Annotated in this window: 17 protein-coding genes; 10 read left to right on the forward strand and 7 right to left on the reverse strand. The window is 65.4% G+C overall.

The window, feature by feature from the left end:
- Positions 1-96: 96 nt before the first annotated feature.
- Entirely contained in the window at positions 97-1,293 is a 1,197-nt protein-coding gene (gene carA, locus QX124_RS01260) for a glutamine-hydrolyzing carbamoyl-phosphate synthase small subunit (RefSeq protein WP_315779257.1), read from the reverse strand.
- A 181-nt stretch (positions 1,294-1,474) separates the two neighbouring features.
- Here carA and QX124_RS01265 point away from each other — a divergent pair, with 181 nt between their 5' ends.
- The 4 genes from QX124_RS01265 to QX124_RS01280 all read left to right on the forward strand — a co-directional run bounded on the left by QX124_RS01265 (position 1,475) and on the right by QX124_RS01280 (position 5,280).
- A complete protein-coding gene (locus QX124_RS01265) occupies positions 1,475-1,930 on the forward strand; it encodes a GatB/YqeY domain-containing protein (protein WP_315736383.1) in 456 nt (151 codons plus the stop codon).
- 171 nt (positions 1,931-2,101) lie between these two features.
- Entirely contained in the window at positions 2,102-3,709 is a 1,608-nt protein-coding gene (locus tag QX124_RS01270) for an acyl-CoA synthetase (protein ID WP_315736384.1), read from the forward strand.
- A gap of 285 nt (positions 3,710-3,994) precedes the next feature.
- On the forward strand, positions 3,995-4,771 hold the full coding sequence (locus QX124_RS01275; protein ID WP_315736385.1) for a DUF2189 domain-containing protein: 777 nt from the start codon (positions 3,995-3,997) through the stop codon (positions 4,769-4,771).
- An 86-nt stretch (positions 4,772-4,857) separates the two neighbouring features.
- Complete coding sequence (locus QX124_RS01280) at positions 4,858-5,280, forward strand: hypothetical protein (protein WP_315754605.1); 423 nt, start codon at positions 4,858-4,860, stop codon at positions 5,278-5,280.
- A 13-nt stretch (positions 5,281-5,293) separates the two neighbouring features.
- Here the strand turns inward: QX124_RS01280 and QX124_RS01285 are convergent, their stop codons facing one another.
- The 3 genes from QX124_RS01285 to QX124_RS01295 are packed head-to-tail and all read right to left on the reverse strand — an operon-like array spanning position 5,294 to position 6,578.
- Entirely contained in the window at positions 5,294-5,806 is a 513-nt protein-coding gene (locus QX124_RS01285; RefSeq protein ID WP_315736387.1) for an SRPBCC family protein, read from the reverse strand.
- A 3-nt stretch (positions 5,807-5,809) separates the two neighbouring features.
- Positions 5,810-6,271 (reverse strand): SRPBCC family protein, encoded by a 462-nt coding sequence (locus QX124_RS01290; protein ID WP_315795826.1) that lies wholly within the window; start codon positions 6,269-6,271, stop codon positions 5,810-5,812.
- Entirely contained in the window at positions 6,264-6,578 is a 315-nt protein-coding gene (locus tag QX124_RS01295) for a helix-turn-helix domain-containing protein (RefSeq protein WP_315795828.1), read from the reverse strand. Before QX124_RS01295 ends, QX124_RS01290 begins: the two co-directional genes overlap by 8 nt.
- Before the next feature lie 131 nt (positions 6,579-6,709).
- Here QX124_RS01295 and QX124_RS01300 point away from each other — a divergent pair, with 131 nt between their 5' ends.
- Complete coding sequence (locus QX124_RS01300; RefSeq protein ID WP_315736389.1) at positions 6,710-7,330, forward strand: LysE family translocator; 621 nt, start codon at positions 6,710-6,712, stop codon at positions 7,328-7,330.
- A 229-nt stretch (positions 7,331-7,559) separates the two neighbouring features.
- Here QX124_RS01300 and QX124_RS01305 read toward each other — a convergent pair whose 3' ends face one another.
- Both QX124_RS01305 and QX124_RS01310 read right to left on the reverse strand, forming a co-directional pair.
- Positions 7,560-8,396, reverse strand: a complete 837-nt coding sequence (locus QX124_RS01305; RefSeq protein WP_315779253.1) for a PhzF family phenazine biosynthesis protein — start codon at positions 8,394-8,396, stop codon at positions 7,560-7,562.
- A gap of 25 nt (positions 8,397-8,421) precedes the next feature.
- Entirely contained in the window at positions 8,422-8,625 is a 204-nt protein-coding gene (locus QX124_RS01310; RefSeq protein ID WP_315758782.1) for a hypothetical protein, read from the reverse strand.
- Between the two features lie 26 nt (positions 8,626-8,651).
- Between QX124_RS01310 and QX124_RS01315 the strand changes: the two genes are divergently transcribed.
- Positions 8,652-10,061, forward strand: a complete 1,410-nt coding sequence (locus QX124_RS01315) for a PLP-dependent aminotransferase family protein (RefSeq protein WP_315758781.1) — start codon at positions 8,652-8,654, stop codon at positions 10,059-10,061.
- Positions 10,062-10,193: 132 nt separating this feature from the next.
- On the opposite strand, the gene QX124_RS01320 is transcribed toward QX124_RS01315, so the two are convergent.
- Entirely contained in the window at positions 10,194-10,997 is an 804-nt protein-coding gene (locus QX124_RS01320) for an N-formylglutamate amidohydrolase (protein WP_315795831.1), read from the reverse strand.
- A gap of 203 nt (positions 10,998-11,200) precedes the next feature.
- Between QX124_RS01320 and QX124_RS01325 the strand changes: the two genes are divergently transcribed.
- The 4 genes from QX124_RS01325 (at position 11,201) to rpoD (ending at position 17,161) form a co-directional block, all read left to right on the forward strand.
- On the forward strand, positions 11,201-12,013 hold the full coding sequence (locus QX124_RS01325; protein ID WP_315736393.1) for a transglutaminase family protein: 813 nt from the start codon (positions 11,201-11,203) through the stop codon (positions 12,011-12,013).
- Between the two features lie 59 nt (positions 12,014-12,072).
- Positions 12,073-12,468: a gamma-glutamylcyclotransferase family protein gene (locus QX124_RS01330; RefSeq protein WP_315795834.1), complete on the forward strand. Its 396-nt coding sequence runs from the start codon at positions 12,073-12,075 to the stop codon at positions 12,466-12,468.
- A gap of 165 nt (positions 12,469-12,633) precedes the next feature.
- A complete protein-coding gene (gene dnaG / locus QX124_RS01335; RefSeq protein WP_315795836.1) occupies positions 12,634-14,640 on the forward strand; it encodes a DNA primase in 2,007 nt (668 codons plus the stop codon).
- 412 nt (positions 14,641-15,052) lie between these two features.
- Positions 15,053-17,161: an RNA polymerase sigma factor RpoD gene (gene rpoD / locus QX124_RS01340; protein ID WP_315736396.1), complete on the forward strand. Its 2,109-nt coding sequence runs from the start codon at positions 15,053-15,055 to the stop codon at positions 17,159-17,161.
- Positions 17,162-17,389 lie beyond the last annotated feature (228 nt).

Consider the following 17,389-nt stretch of genomic DNA (forward strand, 5'->3'; position numbering starts at 1 on the left):
ATCGAGGGCAAAACAGATGCCGGCGATCACAAGATTGCGGACAGAAAAATGCCCGGGACCAGCCCGGGCATTTCGAATCGTGTCCAGCTGCCGACCTCAGGCCGCTCTGCGCTTCTTCTCGCGCATCAGCTCGGCGAAGCGCTGAAACAGATAGTGCGAGTCGCGCGGGCCGGGCGACGCTTCCGGGTGGTACTGCACGGAGAACACCGGCTTGCCCTCGAGCTGAATGCCGCAATTCGAGCCGTCGAACAGCGAGATGTGGGTCTGCGTCGCGCCCGACGGCAACGTATCCTGGTCGACCGCGAAGCCATGGTTCATCGAGGTGATCTCGACCTTGCCGGTGGTCTCGTCCTTGACCGGATGATTGGCGCCGTGATGGCCCTGATGCATCTTCTTGGTCTTGGCGCCGACCGCAAGCCCGAGCATCTGATGGCCGAGGCAGATGCCGAAGGTCGGCGTGCCCGACGAAATCACTTGCTGAATGACCGGCACGGCATATTTGCCGGTCGCCGCGGGATCACCCGGTCCGTTCGACAGGAACACGCCGTCCGGCTTCATCGCGAGGATGTCCTCGGCGGACGTCGTGGCCGGCACCACGGTCACCTTGCAGCCGACGCCGGCGAGCAGGCGCAGGATGTTGCGCTTGATGCCGTAGTCGATCGCGACGACGTTGAATTCCGGATTGGTCTGTTGGCCGAAGCCCACGTTCCACACCCAGGGGGTCTCGTCCCAGGTGAAGCGCTGGGCGGAGGTCACCATCGGCACCAGGTCCATGCCCTCCAGCCCCGGCCACTCCCGCGCTTCCTTCTTCAGGGCGTCGAGGTCGAAATTGCCGTCCCTGGCATGCGCGATCACGGCGTTCGGCATGCCCTTGGAGCGGATCAGCGCGGTCAGCGCCCTTGTGTCGATGCCGGACAGCCCGATGATCCCGCGCGCGCGCAGCCACTGGTCGAGATGGCGCGTCGCGCGATAATTTGAGGGGTCGGTGATCGCGGTGCGCAGGATCACCCCGCGCGCGCCCGGCGTCGCCGCCATGTTCACCGTCTCGATATCCTCGTCGTTGGTGCCGACATTGCCGATATGCGGGAAAGTGAAGGTGATGAGCTGGCCGGCATAGGACGGATCGGTGAGGATCTCCTCGTAGCCGGTCATTGCGGTGTTGAAGCAGACCTCGCCCGCGGCGTGGCCTTCGGCGCCGAGGCCGTAGCCTTCCAGCACCGTGCCGTCGGCGAGCACGAGGAGCGCGGTCGGTTTATGGTCCGGCCAGGCGGCGTCAGTATCGATGTGTGTCATGAGGCCTCTACATAGTGCCCCTGGCGCGCGGCGTCAAAGCGGGAAGCGGCCGATTCACACGCGATATCGGTCAATTTGACTGGAGTTTCGAGGCATCCGACCGGAACGGATGCGGAACCGTGTTGTTTCGGGTGGGCGAACCGCCTAGACCAGCGCCAATGGATTTTGAGAGGGCGAGATCATGCTGCGTGACGACATCAACAATGCGGTCAAGGAGGCGATGAAGGCCAAGGACGAGCGCAAGCTGTCCACCCTTCGCATGGTGAACTCGACCTTGAAGAATGCCGACATCGCGGCGCGCGGCGAAGGCAAGCCGCCCTTGACCGACGCCGACGTGCTCGCGGTGCTGCAGAAGATGATCAAGCAGCGTCAGGAGTCGGTCGAGCTGTATGAAAAGGGCGGCCGCGCCGAGCTCGCCGCGGGCGAGCGCGAGGAGATCGCGGTCATCTCGGCCTATCTGCCGAAGCAGATGAGCGACGATGAGGTGAAGTCGGCCATCTCCTCCGCCGTCGCTGAGACCGGCGCCGCCGGCATGAAGGACATGGGCAAGGTGATCGGCGTGCTGAAGGCGAAGTACACGGGACAGATGGATTTTGCCAAGGCGAGCGCACTGGTGAAGGCGGCGCTGTCGGGCTAGGCCGCGCGAAGCGCCGAGCCATCCCCAAATCGTCATGCCCGGGCTTGTCCCGGGCATCCACGTCTTTAAGACTATCATCAAGAGTAAAGACGTGGATGGCCGGGCCGTCGCCGCGCCGGAGGGGCTTCGGCCCCGCAGGCGGGTCTTCGCCCGGCCATGACGGAGAGAACAATGCTCAAGGAAACGTCCGACTACGACCAGCTCACTCGCGACTTCCGCTGGGACATTCCGGCGCAGTTCAACATCGCGGTCGCGACCTGCGATCGCCACGCCGACGGCTCCGCCCGCCTCGCGCTGGTCGTCGTCGAGGAGGACGGCGCCGCCCGGCGCGTCTCATTCGATGAGCTGCGCGATTACTCCTGTCGCTTCGCCAACGTATTGAAGGCCGATGGTCTCGCGCAGGGCGACCGCGTCGCGGTGTTCCTGTCGCAGTCGCTGGAGCTGCCGATCGTCCATCTGGCGGCGTTCCGCGCCGGTCTCGTCTCCGTGCCGCTGTTCACGCTGTTCGGCGAGGACGCGCTGCAATTCCGGCTGCAGAATTCCGGCGCCAAGGTCGTCGTCACCGACGCCACGGGCCTTGCGAAGCTTGCGCGCATTCGCGACCACCTGCCGGAGCTCAAGACGATCTATGTCACTGACGGCGACGGCCTCGGCGCCCGAGCCTTCTGGCCGACGCTGGAGCGCGCCTCGGATCAATTCCCGACCGTCGCCACGTCGAGCGACGACCCTGCCATCATCATCTACACGTCGGGTACGACCGGAAATCCCAAGGGCGCGCTGCACGCCCATCGCGTACTGCTCGGCCACCTGCCCAATGTCGAGATGGTGCACGGCTTCCTGCCGAAGCCCGGCGACGTCATGTGGACGCCGGCGGATTGGGCGTGGATCGGCGGCCTGTTCGACGCGCTGTTTCCCGCATGGTATCACGCGATCCCGGTGATCGGTTATCGCGCCAGGAAATTCGAGCCGCAGGCCGCAATGCAACTGATGGCGGACTACGGCGTCCGCAACGTGTTCCTGCCCCCGACCGCGCTGAAGTTGATGCGCCAGGCCAATGTCAAGCACGAGGGCGTCAAGCTGCGCAGCATCCTCACCGGCGGCGAGTCGCTCGGCGCCGAGCTGCTCGACTGGGTGCGCGCGACCTTCGGCATCGATGCGCACGAGATCTACGGCCAGACCGAATGCAATCTCGTCGTCGGCAACAATGCGAGGCTGTTTCCGATCCGGCCGGGCTCGATGGGCAAGGCGACGCCGGGCTTCGAGGTTCTGATCGTTAACGACAAGGGCGAGGAGCTGCCGCGCGGAGAGAGGGGCATCATCGGCGTGCGCCAGCCCAATCCCTGTACCATGATCGAATACTGGCGCAATCCGGAGGCGACGCAGAAGAAGTTCGCTCGTGACGTGCTGCTGACCGGCGATCTCGGCACCCAGGATGACGACGGCTATTTCTGGTATGCGAGCCGCGAGGACGACGTCATCACGTCGGCCGGCTATCGCATCGGCCCGGCCGAGATCGAGGACACGCTGCTCAAGCACCCGGCAGTCGCGTTGGCGGCCGTCGTCGGCATTCCCGACCCGGTGCGCACCGAGGCCATCAAGGCGTGGATCGTGCTGCGGCCCGGCTTCATTGCAAATGACACTCTGTCGCGAGAGATCCAGGACTTCGTCAAAGTGAAGCTCGCTGCGCACGAATACCCGCGCCACGTTGAATTCACCGACACCCTGCCGATGACGGCGACCGGCAAGGTGCTGAGGCGCGAGTTGCGGGCGCGGGGGTAGGGCGAGCTTGCTGCCGTGCGAGCCCGATGGCGCGGCTTGCGAGGCTCCCCCCGCTTGGTGACGAGCACGGGTCCAACAACATGCGTCGGATGTGGCCGCGCCTGACCCCAGCTCTCGCCCCGTAAGGACGGGGGAGAGGGGACCTGCGGCGCCGCGCGGCTTCGCATCTCGCCTCACGGGACGCCACGGCTTAGACCCTGTCCGCTGCCTACAAGTTGAAATTGAAATCCTCGCCCTACCGCTGTTAGCATCATCGCCAACAAGAACAGTCAGGAGGGTACGCCGATGACCGCATCCGTCTCGGGACGATCCGATCCCGTGGTGCGCCGCATCACGACGGCCGATATCGCCGAAGCCTTGACGCAAGGCCTCCGTGATTTTCAGGCTCAGCCCATGTTCGGCCTTGCTTTCGGGCTGATCTACGTGCTCGGCGGCATCAGCATCGTGCTGTGCGTCACCGCGTTCGGCATGGTCTACCTGGCCTATCCGCTGGCCGCGGGCTTTGCGCTGATCGGCCCGTTCGTCGCGATCGGTCTCTACGAGGTCAGTCGCCGCCGCGAGCTCGGCCAGCCGATCACCTATGGCGCGATCTGGCGCACGATCACGTCACGCGGCGAGATTGCCTGGATGGCGTTCGTGACGCTATTTTTCTTCATTATCTGGATGTACCAGGTGCGCCTCCTGATCGCGCTGCTGCTCGGGCTCAATGCCTCGTTCTCCAGCATCAAGGAGTTCATGACCGTGGTGCTGACGACCAACGAGGGTCTGCTCTTTCTGGCGATCGGCAATCTCGACGGCGCCGCCCTGTCGCTGGTGCTGTTCTCGCTCACGGTCGTATCGTTTCCGCTGCTGCTGGAGCGCGACGTCGATTTCGTGACGGCGATGATCACCAGCGTGCGCGCGGTCGTGACCAGTCCCGGCCCGATGATCGGCTGGGCCGCCGTCATCACCGTGCTGCTGATCATCTCGGCATTGCCGTACTTCCTGGGGCTGCTGGTCACTGTGCCGGTGCTGGGCCATGCGAGCTGGCATCTGTACCGCCGGATCGTAGCTCCGGCGTAAGGCCAGGACTGCCGCGACGATCGCACGGGTTTGGTTCGAACCGCGGCTCGCCAATGGTCGGCCGGTCCCAATGTCGGAGAAGGATGATGCCGGATAACGTCGCCTTGTTTGCCGCGATCGTCCTATTGCTGCCGATGTTCTATCTGCTGCTGGCCGCGCCGGCGTTCCTGCTGGTGCGGCTCGACATCGTGCCGGTCACCCGGCTCCTGCGCGGCATGTTCGACTCCTACTTCGTGGCGCTTTCGATCGCTGGCGGCATCGGCGCGCTCGCCGTGCTGGCCGACGGCCGCCCCGTTCTGGGGCTGGGCATTGGCCTGATCGCGGCGTTCGCGCTGGTCTCGCGCCGCTGGTTTCTGCGGCAGATGGACGCGCGCATCCGCGACAGGGATTCCGGCGATGCGACGGCCGTGCGTCGGCTGCGCTGGCTGCATTGGGGTGGCATGCTGAGCAATGCGGTCCAGGTCGGCGCCGTCCTCGCCAGCATCCCACAGATCGCCGCGGTGTCGTAGCAGGCCTTGTCGTTTAAGGCACTGCAATCCCCATTGCCTTCAGGGCCGCCAGCATGCGCGTCGGTGGCGTCATCTTCACCGCGAGCGGCTTGCCCGTCTCGAGCACGCTCTTGAGGCTCGACAGGATGGCCGGCCAGCCCTGGCGTCCGCCGGACAGGATGTCGTCGGAGAGCGGCCGCTCGTGCGCTTCAGTCATCGTGAGACGGACGGCGTCGCCGGCCGGTTCGATCTCATAGGTCACGAGCGTGCGGCCCAGTGCCTCGACGAGGCCGGGCCAGTTGACGTCCCACGTGACGATCAGCCGGTGCGGCGGCTCGCAGACGATCACCTGGCCGCTGATGTGTTCGGAGCCGTCCGGCGCGCGCACGATGAAGGCGCCGCCCGCCCTCAGTTCGGCTTCAACGGCGAAGCCGAAGAAATATTGCCGGCTGAACTCGGCGGAGGTCAGCGCCTGCCACACTTTCTCAGGGCTGGCGGCGATGTAGATCGTGTAGACGGTGGCGGGCCTGAACTTTGCAAGATCCATCGCTCAACCTCCTTTGCCGAGCGCTGACATCGGGATCGCCAGCGCGGTTCCGGTCTCCAGCAGACTTTTTAGGCCGGACATGATCGCGGGCCAGCCGTTGGAAATCGCATCGAGCAATCTCCCCGCCCCTTCGAAGCCTTCATGCGTCAGGGTCAGCTTGACGGAGTTGCCGTGCTGTTCGATCGCGAACACGACCTTGGTCGGCTGCTCGTTGCGAAACTCGTCTTTCAGGACGTGCTGGAAGGTGTAGGAGAGCCGGCGTGGCGGATCGAACTCCAGAATCTGGCCGACATCCGTCGTCATCCCGTCGGTCACCAGCGTGAACGGCGAGCCGACGCGCCAATCGGAATGCAGTTCGGTGCCGAACCAGTAGCGCTTCGCGAATTCGTTTGATGTCAGCGCCTCCCACAATTTCTCGGGCGTCGTCGCGATATACGTGACGTAGACGAATTCGGGCTTACTCATCGCGCTCCTCCAATTGCCGCTTCAACTCGCTGAGCGCGGCGAGCTTGCCGCGCTCGAATTTCTTGATCCAGCGCTCCCCGATGTGATGGATCGGCACCGGATTGAGATAGTGCCGCTTCTCGCGGCCATGCCGGATCGTCGCGACCAGATTGGCCGCTTCCAGAATGGCAAGGTGCTTGGTCACGGCCTGTCGCGTCATCGCGAGGCCGTCGCAGAGTTCGGTCAGGGTTTGCCCGTTCCGCGCGTGGAGCCTGTCGAGCAGGGCGCGTCGTGAGCCGTCCGCAAGCGCCTTGAAGACATCATCCATGTGAGAAAGAATAGGCAACCAAATGGTTGCGTGTCAAGAGCGCTGCGGTGTGGATCGCGCGAGGACAAGCAGGCTTCCCTCAGCAGACATCTCGTGCATTAGTGAGCGCCTCATTCGCATCGAGGCGCCTCATGTCCCTGCAAGTCTATCTCGCCTTCGTCGCCGCCTGCATCGGGCTCGCGCTGCTGCCGGGTCCCGTCGTGACGCTGCTGATCGCCAACGGTCTGCGCCACGGGACCCGCGCCGCGCTCATCAATATCGCCGGCGTGCAGACCGGGCTGGCGATCGCGATCGGCATCGTCGCCGTCGGCCTGACGTCGCTGATGGCCACGATGGGCTATTGGTTCGAATGGGTGCGGCTGATCGGTGCGGCCTATCTGGTGTGGCTCGGCATTCAGCTCATCCGCTCGCCGATCGAGGGGATCTCTGCGGGCGAGGCGCCGCCACCGCCGCCGCGCGGCGGCTTTTTCCTGCAGGGGCTGCTGGTGCTGCTCTCGAACCCGAAGGTGATGGTGTTCTTCGGCGCGTTCCTGCCGCAGTTCATGGACATGAGCCGAGATCACGTGCCGCAGGTCGGTTTGCTCGGCGTCACCTTCATGTTGATTGCGGGTCTCACCGACGCGATCTATGCGCTGCTCGCGGGCCGTGCGCGAAAACTGTTCTCGGCCAGGCGGACGCGGCTGGTGTCGCGCATCTCCGGCGGTTTCATGATCGGCGGCGGCGTGTGGCTGGCGCTGACGCGGGCGCGCTGACGAGCTCGCCTCCGCAGCCCCAGCCTCCCTTCCATCATCCTTCGAGGCGCCGGCCCTCGGCGGGCTCCTCAGGATGAGGGCAAATTCGCCGCGCAGTCAAAAAAACTCCTGGTGAGGAGCGCCGCGCGTGGCGCGTCTCCGGACGATGCTTCGCATCGCCGGGAGAACAATGAGGCCGCGCTGACACCAGACCGGTCTGCGACCGACTCGAGGTTCTGCGGCGGTCGCCTTACAGGCTGATCGTTCCCTTCACCACCGGCGCGACGTCACCGCCGATCCAGATCGTCTCGCCGTCCTGCGCGACATGGACGCGGCCGGCGCGGCCGAGAACCGTGCCCTGGGAGGCGACATATTGCTTCGGAGCAATTCCGGCTCCGATCAGCCATTGCGCCAGACTTGCATTGAGGCTGCCCGTCACCGGGTCCTCGCCGCCGCCCCACATGAAGCCGCGGACCTCGTAGTCGGCCTCCGGGCCATCCTGCGCCCGATCCCATGGCGCAACCACGCCGATCGGCTGTTGCGGCAGCGCCGCCGGATTGAAGCGGATGTCGAGCAGCGCGCGGCGCGAGTCGATCAGCACGCCGATCCAGCCCGGGCCGTTGTCGACCCACTGCACGGCGCGCACCGTGCTCGATTGGATGCCGAGCGCTGCTGTGATCCTGCTCGTCAGCTCGGCATCGACGGCGCCGGAGCGCCTGAGCGGCGGGGCTGCGAAGGCGAGCCGGTCTCCGTCACGCTTGATGCGCACGAGACCCGCGCCGCATTCCTGCACGACATGCTCGCCCTTCGGCCGGCCGCCGAGCGCGAGCCATACGTGGCACGAGCCGAGCGTCGGATGGCCCGCAAAAGGCAGCTCGCGCTGCGGGGTGAAGATGCGCACGCGATAATCAGCGCCCGGATTCTGAGCGCGTGACAGGAAGGTCGTCTCGGACAGATTGGTCCAGTTGGCGATCGCCCGCATCGCCGCGTCGTCGAGGCCGTCGGCCTCGGCGATCACGGCAAGCGGGTTGCCCTTGAAGGCGACCTTGGAGAACACGTCGACTTGATGGAACGGAAGCATCGGCATGGCTGTGTCCTCCCAGGTCTCGTTGTCAGTCGCGCCAGAACGGCTTGTTGGCCTCTTCCTGGACGATCGCCGGATCAAGGCCGCAATCACGCATCTGTTCGCGATCGAGCATCGCCAGTTCGGACCGCCAGAACAGGCGCTGCAGCCAGAGTTGCGGCACCCCGAGCAAATTGCTCTTTCCGTGGGCAACTTGCGGAGTTGCCCAACGCTGCGCCAGGGAATATGCCATGAGTCACCTATTGCTCTTCAATTGCGTTGTTCGAAGAGCAATCGCGCAGTACATATCTCGGTGCAATCGAAACATTGCTCTCGGTGCAATATAGCATGAATGCTTCGTATACGGTCCTGGTGGACGACATCGCCGAGGACATCGCCAACGGCAGGCTGAAGGCCGGCGACCGGCTGCCGCCGCAGCGCCAGTTCGCCTACGAGCGAGGAATTGCCGCCTCCACGGCAGCCCGTGTCTATGCCGAATTGTTGCGCAGGGGCCTGGTCGTGGGCGAGGTCGGGCGCGGCACTTTCGTCGCAGGAGAGGCGGTGCCGGTGCCGTCCTCGCTGCGGCTGGAGCCGTTCGACGGCCGCATCGATCTCGAGTTCAATTTTCCGACACTGCCCGACCAGGCGGCCATGATCGCGAAATCGATGGCGGTCTGGCAGCGGCCGGAGAAGCTCGCGCCGGTGCTGGCGCCGATCACGCAGCGCCGGCTGGCCGAGGCCGGGCGCACCGCCGCGGCCTTCTTCGCGAGCGAGCGCTGGCGCCCGCGCGCGGAGAACTTTGTCTTCGCCGGCAGCGGACGGCAGTCGCTGGCTGCGGCGATCTCGGCGCTGGTGCCGGTCGGTGGCCGGCTCGGCGTCGAGGCCGTGACCTATCCGATGATCAAGGGCATCGCGGCGCGGCTCGGCGTGACCCTGGTGCCGCTCGCGATGGACGGCGAGGGCGTCCGCCCGGACGCGCTGACCAAGGCGCATCGCAGCAGTGCGCTCAACGCGATCTACATCCAGCCGGTGATGCAGAATCCGCTCGGCCTGACGATGAGCGAGGCGAGGCGCGAGGAGATCGTGCGTCTGGTGCGCAAGCACGAGCTGATGATCATCGAGGATCTGGTCTACGGCTTCCTCAGCGATCAGGTCTCGCTGGCGACGCAGGCCGAGGAGCGCGTCGTCGTTGTCGACAGCCTTGCCAAGCGGCTCGCGCCGGGGATTGCGGTCGGTTTTCTCTACGTGCCGGGAAGCATGCGCGAAAAATTCGCCGCCACGGTGCGCACCGGGGCCTGGTCGGTGACGTCGCTGGCGCTGGCCGCCGGCATGGGGCTGCTCGCCGACGGCACGGCGGCCGAGATCACCAGGCGCAAGCGTGCCGATGCGCTGGTGCGGCAGGCGATCGTCGCCGAGTGCCTCGCCGGTCATCACATCGAGGCTGATCCGCGCTCCTACCATGTCTGGCTGCATCTGCCGGAGGGCTGGCGCGCCGAAGCCTTGACGGCCGCTGCGGCCCGCGCCGGCATCGCGATCACGCCGGCGAGCGCGTTTGCGGTGGCGCACGGCCATTCACCGAACGCGGTGCGGCTCGCGCTCGGCCTGCCGAGCCATGACGATCTGCGGACGGCGCTGTGGCGGCTTGCCGGCCTGCTCGCGCATCACGACGCCTCCGACATCACGGAGTAGCGAGCCAGAGCATGATCCGGAAAAGTGGAAACCGGTTTTCCCTCGCGACAAACGCCGAAGGCGTTTGCGCGGAGATCATGCTCAAACAAAGAGATGAGATCATGATGCGATTCCGTGGAATCGCATCATGATCTAAGCGAGACCCTTGCGGCGCAGCTCGACCTCGATCTCGCCGAGAATGCGGATCAGCCGCTCGGCCCAGCGCTGCTGGCCCTCGGGCTCGGCGATCTCGTTCTGACGGATCTCGATGCCGGAATTGATCAGCCCGCGCGCCTCGCCATGCACGGGGATGGTGTAGTCGGTGCTATCGCCGACCGCATAGGGCTGGTTGTCGCCCACCACGAGATCGGGCTCGGCCCGCAGCGCCTTCAACAGCAGCGGCGGCAGCACGCGGTCGTGCTGGTACAGCGTGCCGATGTGCCAGGGCCGCGCGATGCCGGCATAGACAGGCGTGAAGCTGTGCAGCGAGACGAGGATGGTCGGCCGGCCGGCGGCCTTGCGCGCATCGAGCACGTCAGTGATCCGGTCGTGATAGGGATCGAAGATGACGCGCCGCCGCAGCTCGGCGTCCTCATGCGTCAGGCCCTCATTGCCGGGGATCGTGGTGCGCTCGCTGATCATCGGAATCGAGTTCGGCGCCTTCGGCGATCGGTTGCAGTCGATCACCAGGCGTGAGTAGCGCTGCGCCACCAGACGCGCATCGAGTGCCCGCGATACTTGCTCCGCGACCTCGGCAATGCCGATGTCCCAGGCGATGTGCCGCTCGAGCTCGCCTTCGGGCAGGCCGAGATCGCCGAGTGCGCGCGGCAGCAGGCGGCCGTAGTGATCGCACGTGAAGAGCAATGCCGACGCGCCACCGGCGTTGCGCTCGAGCACAGGCGGAACTTCGTCTGGCTGAAGGAGTAGATGAGTGTTGCTCGTGCCGGACACGGTCATGCTGCCTCTCGTTGCTTCATGAAGCGGCAGACCGATCTCGGATTGGGCAGACAGATGAGGATTTGGCCGGCGGACATCATGATGGTCGCCCAAACGATGCTGATTCTGGCGATCATTCACAAGACAGAAGTTCGCAATGGGCCTACGGTCCGGGCTGGATGAGGCTGGCGCATCGTGCCGCCCGAACGAGGCAGGGAGGCTTCATGCTGATCAAGGTTGGATTCGAGATCGCCTATGCGGCCCCGGCGGCGACGCCGATGGTGATCATGCTGTCGATCCATCCGTCGCGCTTTCCGGACATCGTCGGCACCGAGACGATCACGACAGAGCCGAAGGTGCCGATCAAGTTCTACAACGACAGCTTCGGCAATCTCTGTGGACGCCTGGTGGCGCCGGCCGGCGGGGTCACCTTCCATGGCAGCGCCATCGTCCGCGACAGTGGGCGGCCGGACGCAATCGATCCCGGCGCCCAGCAACTGCCGATCGAACAATTGCCCGATGAGCTTCTGCTGTATCTGATGCCGAGCCGCTATTGCGAGACCGACAAGCTGGCCGAGGTCGCGTGGTCGTTGTTCGGCCGTGCGCCGGCGGGATGGGCGCGCGTGCAGGCGATCTGCGACTTCGTGCACAGCCACGTCACCTTCGGCTATGAACACGCCCACGCCATGAAGTCGGCGCACGACGTCTATCAGCAGCGCGCCGGCGTCTGCCGCGACTTCGCCCACCTCGCGCTGACCTTCTGCCGCTGCATGGGCATTCCGGCGCGCTATTGCACCGGCTATCTCGGCGACATCGGCGTGCCGCCGGATCCGGTCCCGATGGATTTCTCGGGCTGGTTCGAGGTCTATCTCTCGGGCCGGTGGTACACGTTCGATGCCCGCCACAACGTCCCGCGCATCGGTCGCATCCTGATGGCGACCGGACGGGACGCCGCCGACGTCGCGCTGTCGACCTCGTTTGGCCTGATGACCCTGACCAAATTTCACGTCGTCAGCGACGAGATCATGGCTGCCTGAGCGGAGCAGGGCGCGGCCGGGCGCTTCGCATCATCGGCGATCGCCGCTATAGACGGGCCATGACTGATCTTCTCTTCGTCTACGGCACCCTGATGCGCGGCTTCGACCATCCGATGGCGCGGCTGCTCTCGGCCAATGCCGATTTCGTCGCCGAGGCCAGCTGCCGCGCCCGGCTCTACCGCATCCAGCACTATCCCGGCCTGGTGCTGTCGGACAATGCCGCCGATATCGTGCACGGCGAGCTGTTCCGGCTGCGCCAGCCCGAGCCGATGCTGCGCGAGTTCGACATGTACGAGGCCTGCGGCGAGGGTTTTGAGCAGCCGACCGAATATCTGCGCCAGTGCCTCGCCGTGACGCTGGCCGACGGCAGCGTCAGCCAAGCCTGGACCTATGTCTACAACTGGCCGGTGGACGAAGCCGGCCGCATCGTCTCGGGGCGCTTCCTGGCGCCGTGACCCGGTCTCTCCACGCGGTCATTCCGGGCTCGCCCTGCGGGCGCCCCGGAATGACCGGAGGATCGAGCTGGCCTGTGAATAGCCCGGACAAGCCGGAGGAAGTTCACATTTCGTACACGGGTGCCTATATGCCTAGGCCATCACCACAGGACCTCCGCCCCGCTCATGGCCCGCTTCACGCCGGAATTTCTCGATGAGCTGCGCGCCCGGCTTCCGGTCTCGGACGTCGTCGGCAAGCGCGTGAAGCTCAAGAAGGCGGGGCGCGAGTGGAAGGGGCTGTCGCCGTTCCAGCAGGAGAAGACGCCGTCCTTCTACGTCAACGACCAGAAGGGTTTTTATCACGACTTCTCGTCCGGCAAGCACGGCAACATCTTCGACTTCGTGATGGAGACCGAGGGTTGCAGCTTCCCCGAAGCCGTCGAGCGGCTGGCGGGAATCGCCGGCCTGGCGCTGCCCGCGGTCACGCCCGATGCGGCGCGCCAGGAGCGGCAGCGCAAGACGCTGTACGACGTGATGGAGCTGGCGACGAAGTTCTTTTCTGACACGCTGGCGTCCCGTCATGGCGCGCGCGCCCGCGGCTATCTTGCCGATCGCGCGATCCTGCCGCAGACGCAGCTCCAATTCCGGCTTGGCTACGCGCCGCCGGATCGGTTCGGCTTGAAGGAATATCTCGGCGCCCAGGGCGTGCCGGTGGCCGACATGGTCGAGGCGGGATTGCTGGTCGGTGGCGACGACATTCCGGTGCCCTACGACCGCTTCCGCGACCGCGTGATGTTCCCGATCACCGACCTCCGCGGACGCGTCATCGCCTTCGGCGGCCGCGCGCTGCAGAAGGACGTGCCGGCGAAATATCTCAACTCGCCGGAGACGCCGCTCTTCCACAAGGGCGACAACCTCTACAACCTGCCGAGCGCCCGCCAGGCCGCGCACAATGGCGCGCCGTTGATCGTGGTCGAGGGCTATGTCGACGTCATCGCGCTGGTGGCGGCCGGCTTTGCCGGCGCCGTGGCGCCGCTCGGCACCGCGCTCACCGAGAGCCAGCTTTCGCTGATCTGGAAGATGGTCGACGAGCCGATCCTGTGCTTCGACGGCGACCGCGCCGGCCAGAAGGCGGCCTATCGCGCCGCGGACCTTGCTTTGCCGCATCTCAAGCCCGGCAAGAGTCTCCGCTTCGCGCTGCTGCCGGAAGGACAGGATCCCGACGACCTCGTCCGCTCCGGCGGCCGCGGCGCGGTCGAGGAGGTGCTCAAAGTCGCAAAGCCGCTGGCCGAGGTGATCTGGTCGCGCGAGGTCGAGGGCGGCAGCTTCAACACGCCGGAGCGCCGTGCCGCGCTGGAGGCGCGGATCGGCCAGCTCACCGGCGGCATCGCCGACGAGGTGGTACGGCGCTACTACAAGCAGGACCTCAGCGACCGGCTGTACCGGGCATTCGCCCCGGACGGCGGCCGGGGCTTTGGCCGCGGCTACGGTGCCGAATCAGGACGGCGGTTTGGCCCCCGCAGTCCCGGTTCCGGACAATCGGGGCGGTTATCCACAGGGGGCGGCCGCCGCGGCGGACCGCCATCCACAGGCCCGGCGATGGCCCGCGGCCCCTACCAGGCGGCCAGCCCGCAGCTCGCCATGAGCCCGATCATGCGCGGCCAGCGCTCGGCGATCTCGCGCCGGGAGGCCCTGATCCTGCAGTGCCTGATCAACCACCCTTGGCTCCTGCACGATCACCTGGAGGAGGTCGCCGCGCTGGAGCTGGCCCATCCCGAGGCGCACAAGCTCCGCGCTGCCGTCATCGCCGCCTTCGCCCACGACCACCACCATTCGCCGGACCCGGACGAGCAGGCCGAGAAGATGCGGGCCGATCTGGAGAAGTCTGGCTTTTCCGAGCTTCTTCAACGGGTTGAGCGGGCGATCACGACCGCGGCGGTGTGGGCGACCAAGTCGGGGGCGGCGCGCGATGACGTTCTTGCGACCTGGCATCAGCTCGTTGCCTTGCATCGGCAATGGCACTCCTTACTTAGGGAATTGAAGGATGCCGAGCTGGCGCTGGGCGAGGAGCCGAGCGAGCCGAACATGGGCTGGTTGAGGGACGTGAAGGCCAGGATGGCCGAGATGGACGGTACCGAAGCGCTGATCGAAGGCTTCGGGGAACTGTCCGGACGGACCAACCGCAACGTGTAGACTGGACGCCCGGCGCCCAGTCGCCAGTTGAGCACATTTCGGCCCGGTCCGCCCGCGCGGTATCAGGTCCGCGCGAAAAGACTCGCCAAATCCATGGTTTGGCTGCAAAAACAGGGTTAATCGAAGTTTAAGAGGTCCGGGGCATTTTCTGCAGCAGATGGATTGGTTTCGCTGTCGGACACCGCGCCTGCATGTCGGGCGCCGGATTCGATTGCAAAATCGGTATCGCTTTTGCAAGAAACGCGCGCCGGTCCGAAAACGGGACGACACCAGCGACAGACTTCAGGGGGTGGCGACGTTAAAAGTGCGCCGCCCTTTCCGCGTCGAGAACAGTTTGAGTAGAGCAGGCGGGCGCCGCGATGCCAAGGGCGAAGATGCCATGGGCGGAGCGGGCGCGTTTCGGGAGCAATGAATGGCCACGAAGGCAAAGACGCTGCAGGTGAAGGACAAGGAAAAGGACGACAAGGCGGCCGACGCTCCCGAGAAGGACGCCGCCGATGCGCCTTCGCCGTTGCTCGACCTGTCGGACGCCGCCGTCAAGAAGATGATCAAGCAGGCCAAGAAGCGCGGCTTCGTGACCTTCGATCAGCTCAACGAGGTCCTGCCTTCCGACACCACCTCGCCGGAACAGATCGAAGACATCATGTCGATGCTCTCCGACATGGGCATCAACGTGACCGAGGCCGAGGAGGCCGACGACTCCGACGAGAAGGACGACGGCGAGGACGAGACCGACAACGAGCTCGTCGAGATCACCCAGAAGGCCGTCACCGAGGTCAAGAAGTCGGAGCCCGGCGAGCGCACCGACGATCCCGTGCGCATGTATCTGCGCGAGATGGGCACCGTCGAGCTGCTGTCGCGCGAGGGCGAAATCGCCATCGCCAAGCGCATCGAGGCCGGCCGCGAGGCGATGATCGCGGGCCTCTGCGAAAGCCCGCTGACGTTCCAGGCCATCATCATCTGGCGCGACGAGCTCAACGAAGGCAAGATCTTCCTTCGCGACATCATCGATCTCGAAGCCACCTATGCCGGCCCTGAGGCCAAGGGCGGCATGAATCCGCAGATCGCCGCGCCCGTGAATGGCGAGGGCGCTCCGGCCGAGGGCGGCGACGTCCAGGCCGCGGTGGCGCCGCCGGCCGCCCCGCAGCAGCCGACCCCGTTCCGTGCCGCGCCGAACGGCGCGCCCGCCGAGGAGAAGGACCCCGGCGAGGCGGCGGCCGAAGCCGACATGGACGACGACGAATTCGAGAACCAGATGTCGCTCGCGGCCATCGAGGCCGAGCTGAAGCCGAAGGTCGTCGAGACGTTCGACAAGATCGCGTCCGAGTACAAGAAGCTGCGCCGCCTGCAGGAGCAGGACATCGCCAACCAGCTGCAGAGCGAGTCGCTGTCGCCCTCGCAGGAGCGCAAGTACAAGAAGCTCAAGGACGAGATCATCGTCGAGGTGAAGTCGCTGCGCCTCAACCAGGCCCGCATCGACTCGCTGGTCGAGCAGCTCTACGACATCAACAAGAAGCTGGTCTCGTTCGAGAGCCGGCTGATGCGCCTGGCCGACTCCCACGGCGTGGCGCGCGAGGACTTCCTGCGCAACTACCAGGGCTCGGAGCTCGATCCGCGCTGGCTCAACCGCGTCTCCAAGCTCTCCGCGAAGGGCTGGAAGAACTTCGTCCACTACGAGAAGGACCGCATCAAGGACCTGCGCCAGGAGGTGCAGGCCATGGCCGCGCTCACCGGTCTGGAGATCGGCGAGTTCCGCAAGATCGTGCACTCCGTGCAGAAGGGCGAGCGCGAAGCCCGTCAGGCCAAGAAGGAGATGGTGGAAGCCAACCTCCGTCTCGTGATCTCGATCGCCAAGAAGTACACCAACCGCGGCCTGCAGTTCCTCGACCTGATCCAGGAAGGCAACATCGGCCTGATGAAGGCGGTCGACAAGTTCGAGTATCGCCGCGGCTACAAGTTCTCGACCTACGCCACCTGGTGGATCCGGCAGGCGATCACCCGCTCGATCGCCGATCAGGCCCGCACCATCCGCATCCCCGTGCACATGATCGAGACGATCAACAAGATCGTCCGCACCTCGCGCCAGATGCTGAACGAGATCGGCCGCGAGCCGACCCCGGAGGAGCTCGCCGAAAAGCTCGGCATGCCGCTCGAGAAGGTGCGCAAGGTCCTGAAGATCGCCAAGGAGCCGCTCTCGCTCGAAACCCCCGTGGGTGACGAGGAGGACTCTCATCTCGGCGACTTCATCGAGGACAAGAACGCGATCCTGCCGATCGACGCCGCGATCCAGTCGAACTTGCGCGAAACCACCACCCGCGTGCTCGCCTCGCTGACCCCGCGCGAGGAGCGCGTGCTGCGCATGCGCTTCGGCATCGGCATGAACACCGACCACACGCTGGAAGAGGTCGGCCAGCAGTTCTCGGTGACCAGAGAGCGTATCCGCCAGATCGAGGCGAAGGCGCTAAGGAAGCTAAAGCATCCGAGCCGGTCGAGGAAGCTGCGGAGCTTCTTGGACAACTGAACCCTCGGAGATCCCGTCTCCTTGACTCTTTGTAGACGGGTGGTCGTCCGTCGCGTTATTAAGTTCGACGGCATTCATTTCTATAGGATCTCTCCTAAGTCTCTCAAACCGGCCGACCCCCTTGTTATAAATAGGGTCGGCCGGCTCGGCCGTTTTGAAGGCTATCGATCTTAGCTATATCTCCGCGGACATCCGGTTCATATCTCTGAAATCGAGTTGACTATTCAA

The sequence above is a fragment of the Bradyrhizobium sp. SZCCHNRI3043 genome (assembly GCF_032377735.1).
Lineage (GTDB): Bacteria > Pseudomonadota > Alphaproteobacteria > Rhizobiales > Xanthobacteraceae > Bradyrhizobium.